This window comes from Algoriphagus sp. AK58 (assembly GCF_014324365.1).
Lineage (GTDB): Bacteria > Bacteroidota > Bacteroidia > Cytophagales > Cyclobacteriaceae > Algoriphagus.
In genome coordinates this window covers 153,090-159,805 of record NZ_QEIG01000022.1, presented here as the reverse complement: position 1 = coordinate 159,805, position 6,716 = coordinate 153,090, and the positions used below count along the sequence as shown (strand labels likewise).

The window sequence follows — 6,716 nt, the reverse complement described above, 5'->3', positions numbered from 1 at the left end:
TAACTTTTGGGGGCTAGTTCACGAGGCAGCTCTTTTTAATTTGGCTAAATCCTAGTCCTCAAATATGAATTCCGATTGATCGTATTCTTAGATACTTTTAGATTCAATTCCACAAAAAGCTTGACTTTCATGGATTCTCCATCACCTCTTTTGCCAGTAGACCTGCTTGCAGCAGGAAAGTCTCGCAGAAAAATTCGCAGATCAACGCAGAAGTGATTAATCCTGTGACTGACCACTGAGACTTCCTACTTCTTCCAAACCACCAAACTCCCCTACTCCATAACTTATTTACCTCACCAAAAATCCTGAAGGCCCCCTTCCCGTTTCCATAGTTTTGACCATAGAACCGTCCTTTGAATAAACGATCACTTCTCCATTGCCTTGGAAACCTTTGGAATTGGCCACGTAGATTTCTTGGCGGGCTTTGTCATAACCAATTCCATACAAGCCCGATTCATTTTTCCAGAGCCTGGCGTAATTTTCTCTCAAGGAAACTTCGATTACCTGATCCCTATAATCTGGCCAACCTGTGCTGAGTATTAAGTAAAGTTTGCCTTCGTCCCCTATCGCCATACGGCCTGTTGGATTAGCCATTGGATAGGACTTGGTTTCTTTCACCGTTTGGGCAGAAAGGTTTAAAGAATGAAAGTAGGCTTGATTATTAGAAGTGGCAAATACCCAAACTTCACCGTTCAACTCAAAAAACTGAACCGGATTGCCTTCTACTTCTATGGTCTTGGTCACCATTTCGGTATCCACATCGATAATCTCGATTTTCCCTTCTTCCGAACCCGCCACAAACACATATTTTCCAAAAGCAAACAAATCCTCGGGCTTGTTCGAAACATCGATTTTCTTTTTCACCGTACCACCATCCAAACCGGAAACCACTGCTACATAGGAATCAGGAGTCATAAAACTCGCATCATAAGGCCCATAATCAGAGATGAAAAGTTTTCCTCGAGCTGTTGCCAAGGACCTGGGCTGATCCAAATCGCCAATCACGGCACCGATGGACTTGAAATCACCCGGATTTACGATCTCGACCTTTCCCGTATTGGCCACCAAATAGAGGCGGTCTTCTTCCAAGATCATATCCTCCAGCAAGCCTGCAAAAGGCCGGTTATTTTCCGCTTCAAAAATGTTTGGGGTCAAGGTACCTGAAGCAGGATCAAGGTGAAAAACTTCCCCGTCATTAGCCCCGAAGGCACCTTCGTTCATCACTAATATCCCGGTGTCATACTTCCCAAGAGGACGCTCATCGGTTCCATTTTCACAGGAGAAAAGCAGGAGGATCAGGGCAAGTGCCCAAAGCTGATTTTTAAACAAATACTTCATAGTAAAAGAGTTAGATTAAGTTGATAAGATCGACCGGGCATTGCCCGAAGGTAGAGCACTTGATAGTCCCGATTGAGCAGGTTGAGCACCTGAAAGCTGATCGGAATTTGGAGTTTTTTTAAGTGGAGTTGGGAAAAAGAAAGGCCCGCATTCCAGAGCTGATAGCCCTCTAAGACTCGGGCATTGCCGGTTCCTATGGCACGTGGCCCGATATAAAAAGTGTAAAGATTCATTGAAAATCCATTTCTCTCCGTTTCCAAACTCCCATTCGCCTGATGCTTGGGCGTATAGTGAAGTTGCCGGGGAATTTGAGTATCAGAGGTTAAGTCCAAGGCTTGTGAAAACGTATAGCTTCCTCGAGCTTCCCAGTTCCACAAACCTGTTTTCCAAGTCATTTTTCCCTGATATTCAATTCCCTGATTTTGCACTTCACGGATATTCTGCGGACTCCAAATGGCTCCCTGAGGCAGCCAAATGATCCAATTGTCCACCTGCATGCGGTAGTAAGTCAGGCTTTGCTCCCAGGCGAAATCGCCTTTTTTGAGCCATTGAAGACCGAATTCTCCGTTTACACTTTTCTCGGGAAGTAAATCGGGATTTCCTCCCGGATTCCAAAAGCGGTCATTCAGCGTGGGTACTTTAAACCCTTTTCCCGCAGAGGCTTTGAGCAAAAGTTGATGGTTTTCTTTTTCCCAAATCAAAAAATCCATCCCAACGCCCGGAAGAAAAGGCTCCAACTGATTCTGATAAGCGAGCTGTCTGAAATTCGCAGAAAAAGACAAGCGCTCACTTACCTCCCATTTTGCACTTTGATACAACTCAATCCGCTGATCAGTGGCCGAAAAGGTGCTCAGATCGCCTTTGGCAAAAGTTCCTCGGGCTCCCACTTTGAACGTCCAATTTTCATTTTTTTGGATATCCCAGTCTGTAGCTAAGAGAAATTGACGGGTACGGTTTTCACTTCCGTTGAAAGTGAGTTGGTCCGAAATCCAGCCGGCCTTGACATTCCAAACCGAACCTTTTCCAAAGCGGAAATAGTCCAGCACTGCCCGCCAACTTTCATCTTGCTGCTGGTCTTGCGTGGCCGAACCCATTACCGGCTGAATCTGCCGATTAGCCCAATTCCACCAAAAGGAGGCTTTCAGCTGACTTTTTTCTGAAAGATTCCAGACCAAATCCTGCACCCATCCGACTTGCTCGGTTTGGGCATTTTCGGCTCGGATTTCCGGAGTTCCGGGCCTGGAAAGGTCCCGAAAGGGAAAATCATTTTGTGCAAACTGTCGGTAAATCTTGGTTTGAGTGCTAAAGCTTTTCCCCGAAAAACCAGCCGAAATCGACGAATTACTCAGTCCAAAGCTGCCAAAAGTCTGACTCAGTTGCCCTTTGAAGCCTCCCCCAAATTGGGCCTTAGTGCCTAAATGCACACTTCCTCCGATGGCCTCATTGCCAAAAAGCGCTCCCGAACTCCCAAAATGAACTTCTGCCTGATCAATGGCTTGGATCGGCAAAATACTCAGATCACTTTGTCCAAGGGAAATGCTATTGATTGGCAGGCCATTCCAAAAAACAGCGGTATGTCCTGCCGAGGTCCCTCGAAACGAAGGAGAAGCCAGCATTCCTGCTCCGTATTGACGCACAAAAACGGGGGACTTTTCCTGAAGCAAATCTCCCAAGGACCGAGCCGCATAGGCTTCCAAGTCCCTTTTTTCAAAGGAAATCACACCCAAAACACCAAGGTCATATCCGATCAAACACCCTCATACGACACAGGTCGGCTGAGAAATCGACAAGTCTTCTTCGCTTTTCCTCCGAAAGCACAGAATCAGCTGATCTAGGCAGGTCTCCTGGCTCGTCTGACTTTTGCCGGCCTTCTCTCCCGTCAAGCGGAAAATGGCTAAGTGGTGCAAAAGTACTTCCCCATGTTGCGATGGGGCAGACTTACAGTTGCGGGGACAGCTCCGGTTTTGCACCGGATTCCCTTTTAATCCCAAGCTCCAATCCCGATAGCTATCGGGATGGTTTGGGAACCAAAATCGATTCAAAGTAAAGCGATTTTTATTCGGGAGAAAAGCCTCAGAATGTTAAAAATTTTGGAAAGCAGGGAAAATCACGGTTACCTTGGTGGAAAATTTCGCACTAAGTTTGAGATGAAAAACTTCTCTTTAATATTCTCTTTACCCTATTTTTCAGCACCTTATCTCATACTTCTCGGGTTGGTATTATTTACTTTTTCCTGCGAAAAGAAATCTGAAACCGCTTTGGAAAAAACTCCGGTTCCTTTGGAGTTTGCCCAGGGCTTTGAACTTTTTAGAGGAGAAAATTTCTGGGAAATCCACGTTACCCAAGGCTATACAGGAGCGGAAAAAACCTATCGCTACCTCGTCTTGGAAGAAGGAGCCGAAGTCGAAAAAATCGGGTTCGATGCCGTCGTTCAACTGCCGATTTCCAAAGTCATTTTGACTTCTACCACGCAGGTTCCCCACCTTGATATGCTGGGTGAAACCGACAAACTCATCGGTTTCCCGCAGACCGATTTGATCTCAAGTGTTCCCACTCGTGCTCGAATAGATGCGGGAAATGTTACCGATCTGGGTAGTGGTCCTTCGGCCAATCCTGAGATGGTCATTGACCTGCAACCGGATTGGATCATGATTTCGACCTTAGGGGAAGATCTGCGCTACCTGGATCTTTTCGCGCAAGCCAATGTGCCTGCTCTGATCAACGGGGAATATGTGGAGCAAAATCCGTTGGGAAGAGCCGAATGGATCAAGTTTACGGGGATTTTGCTGGGCAAATATGAGAAGGCAGTTGCGGAATTTGAGAAGATAAAAATGGCCTATCAGGAAGCGGAAAAACTTGCTTCTCAACTCCCATTGGCCAATCGTCCCAAAGTCCTCAGCGGAGTCATGTACCAGGACATTTGGTACGCACCGGGTGCCGAAAGTTGGGGAGCACAGATCCTTCAAAATGCTGGCGGAGACTATGTATTCTCTGACCAAACAGGCTCTGGCAGCTTACAACTCAACTATGAATTCGTCCTCGATCGGGCTGCTGAAGCGGAAGTGTGGATTGGTTCGGCGGACTTCCCTGATATCAAAACCATGGGCAGCAATGAACCTCGTTACCAAAATTTTCAAGCTTGGAAAACAGGTCATATCTATACCTATACTGCCAAAAAAGGAGCCACAGGAGGCTTGGAATACTTCGAACTCGGCTATGTGCGCCCCGATCTGATTCTCAAGGACCTGATCAAAATCCTCCACCCGGAACTTTTACCCGAGTTTGAGTTATATTTTTATCAGAAATTACCATGACTCATCGCCCCTACCTTTTTCCCATCGCCATCCTACTCCTCGGATTGAGCTTGCTGCTCAATCTGAGCTTGGGTTCGGTGTGGATTCCCTTTGGAGAGATTGTTGGCGGATTGGTTTCGGGCGACTGGACCAAAACTTCCTGGGAGCAAATCATCCTCAACTACCGTCTTCCCAAGGCCTTGGTGGCAATTTTTGCAGGAATCGGACTGAGCTTGAGCGGCTTGCAGATGCAAACCTTTTTTCGAAATCCATTGGCCGGGCCTTTCGTTCTGGGAATCAGTTCGGGTGCAGGATTGGGAGTGGCCATATTGATGTTGGCAGGTTCAGCATTGGGTTTTGCCTTAAGCGGAATCAACTCCTGGGCCATTGCCACAGCCGGGATTTTGGGAGCGGGATTGGTGCTTTCGGGGGTAAGTTTGGTGGCTTGGCGGGTCAAGGACAGCATGACCTTGCTGATCGTCGGACTGATGTTTGGAAGTGCGGTATCGGCGGTGGTTTCGGTCTTGTCTTTTTTCTCAGGAGCTGAAGCGCTAAAGCTATACACCGTTTGGTCTATGGGGAGCTTGGGTGCTTTGGGATGGACCCAGGTTTCGATTTTGGGAATCCTGATTGCTTTGGGAAGCCTGCCCGTTTTTCTTTCCATCAAGTCCTACAATGCCTTGCTGTTGGGAGAAAACTACGCCCGAAGCATGGGTATCCGAACCGGACAAATGCGCTGGGTGATGATCGTAAGCACGGGGATTTTGGCAGGGGGAATCACGGCATTTTGCGGGCCGATTGCCTTTTTGGGCATTGCGGTGCCGCATTTGGCGCGGATGGTTTGGAAAAGTTCGGATCACCGGGTGCTATTTCCGGGATCAGCACTGATCGGAGCGATTTTACTATTGCTTTGTGATGCTGTGGGGCAATTGCCAGGTTTGGCGAGTACTTTGCCTATCAATGCAGTTACTTCGCTTGTCGGAGCGCCCATTGTGATTACCCTGATTTTGAGAAAAAACTTCAGTAAAGACTTTTGATCCGATGAAGAAATTTTCCCAAACTATCGCCCTTTCCGGAAAAAGCCTTTCCCTTGGCTACACTCACCAAAAAGCTAAAAAAGAGATCCTTTCCGACTTGGATTTTGCGCTTTTCTCGGGTGAACTCACCTGTCTGCTCGGACCCAATGGAGTCGGGAAATCCACGCTGATCAAAGCCATTTTGGGACAAATCCATCCCTGGAAAGGAAGCATCCAACTCGATCAGCAATCCATTACAGACTATTCTGTCGAAGAACTTGCCAAGCGGATTGCTGTGGTGCTGACCGACCCGGTTTTCCCGGGAAATATGACTGTGGGGCAACTTGTCGCTTTGGGCCGAACGCCCCATACGGGTTGGTCTGGCAAACTGAATCTATTTGACAGAGAAATCGTCGAAAAAGCCCTATCCGACACCAAAATCACCTACCTCCGCGACGAGCGACTCAGCGAAATCAGCGACGGACAACGTCAAAAAGCGATGATTGCACGGGCCTTAGCGCAGGATGGACAGGTAATGATTCTGGACGAACCTACAGCCCACCTGGACTTGGTCAATCGCTTTGAGATCATGAGTTTGTTGCGAGAAATCGCTCATTCCCAGGAAAAAGCGATTTTGGTAGTAACCCATGATTTGGACATTGCGATAGAGACCGCGGACCGATTTTGGTTGCTTAACTGTGGTACCCCACTCATTTCTGGTAAGCCAGAAGACCAGATTCTTTCCGGTCAGATCAACCAATTGCTTCCAAGTAATAAATATCGATTTAGCCTAACTCGGGGAAGAATGGAGGCTGAGGAACCAGACTTAAATTTTAAGATTGAAGGACCTCAGGAATTGGTTTTTTGGGTGAAAAAGGCACTGATTAAAGCGGGCTTTCAGGGCTTGGATTCGGTAGTTTCGGTTTCGAAGGAACCATTTTTGATTCGCTACAAAGACCAGGGATTTAGTACTTTGGAAGAGCTAGTGATTTTTTTGAAATAGTAAGAAATTGAGGGAATTAAGGAGGTTCTTAACTCAATCGAGGCCTAGCCAAAACCCTCAGTGTTA

5 protein-coding genes and 1 riboswitch are annotated in these 6,716 nt (G+C 47.2%); of the genes, 3 read left to right on the top strand and 2 right to left on the bottom strand.

The window, feature by feature from the left end; translation table 11 throughout:
- Nucleotides 1–288: 288 nt before the first annotated feature.
- Together DDT91_RS18615 and DDT91_RS18610 are read right to left on the bottom strand one after the other, a co-directional pair.
- Nucleotides 289–1,338, bottom strand: a complete 1,050-nt coding sequence (locus DDT91_RS18615) for a YncE family protein (RefSeq protein ID WP_187177701.1) — start codon at nt 1,336–1,338, stop codon at nt 289–291.
- Nucleotides 1,335–3,089 (bottom strand): TonB-dependent siderophore receptor, encoded by a 1,755-nt coding sequence (locus DDT91_RS18610; protein ID WP_187177700.1) that lies wholly within the window; start codon nt 3,087–3,089, stop codon nt 1,335–1,337. The genes DDT91_RS18615 and DDT91_RS18610 overlap by 4 nt, the downstream gene beginning before the upstream one ends.
- A gap of 65 nt (nt 3,090–3,154) precedes the next feature.
- Nucleotides 3,155–3,385, bottom strand: a riboswitch (cobalamin riboswitch).
- A gap of 31 nt (nt 3,386–3,416) precedes the next feature.
- On the opposite strand from DDT91_RS18610, the gene DDT91_RS18605 reads away from it, so the two are divergent.
- From DDT91_RS18605 to DDT91_RS18595, 3 genes are read left to right on the top strand one after another with little or no spacing between them, the layout of a single operon-like run.
- Nucleotides 3,417–4,652, top strand: a complete 1,236-nt coding sequence (locus DDT91_RS18605; RefSeq protein ID WP_255502187.1) for an ABC transporter substrate-binding protein — start codon at nt 3,417–3,419, stop codon at nt 4,650–4,652.
- On the top strand, nt 4,649–5,668 hold the full coding sequence (locus DDT91_RS18600; RefSeq protein ID WP_187177699.1) for an iron ABC transporter permease: 1,020 nt from the start codon (nt 4,649–4,651) through the stop codon (nt 5,666–5,668). The genes DDT91_RS18605 and DDT91_RS18600 overlap by 4 nt, the downstream gene beginning before the upstream one ends.
- Nucleotides 5,669–5,672: 4 nt before the next feature.
- On the top strand, nt 5,673–6,650 hold the full coding sequence (locus DDT91_RS18595; protein ID WP_187177698.1) for an ABC transporter ATP-binding protein: 978 nt from the start codon (nt 5,673–5,675) through the stop codon (nt 6,648–6,650).
- Nucleotides 6,651–6,716: the final 66 nt, after the last annotated feature.

What these genes read in the sequence shown, in the direction of transcription:
- DDT91_RS18595 (WP_187177698.1), top strand. Translation starts at nt 5,673, where the DNA reads ATGAAGAAATTTTCCCAAACTATCGCCCTTTCCGGAAAAAGCCTTTCC.
- DDT91_RS18605 (WP_255502187.1), top strand. Translation starts at nt 3,417, where the DNA reads ATGTTAAAAATTTTGGAAAGCAGGGAAAATCACGGTTACCTTGGTGGA.
- DDT91_RS18600 (WP_187177699.1), top strand. Translation starts at nt 4,649, where the DNA reads ATGACTCATCGCCCCTACCTTTTTCCCATCGCCATCCTACTCCTCGGA.
- DDT91_RS18615 (WP_187177701.1), bottom strand. Translation starts at nt 1,338, where the DNA reads ATGAAGTATTTGTTTAAAAATCAGCTTTGGGCACTTGCCCTGATCCTC.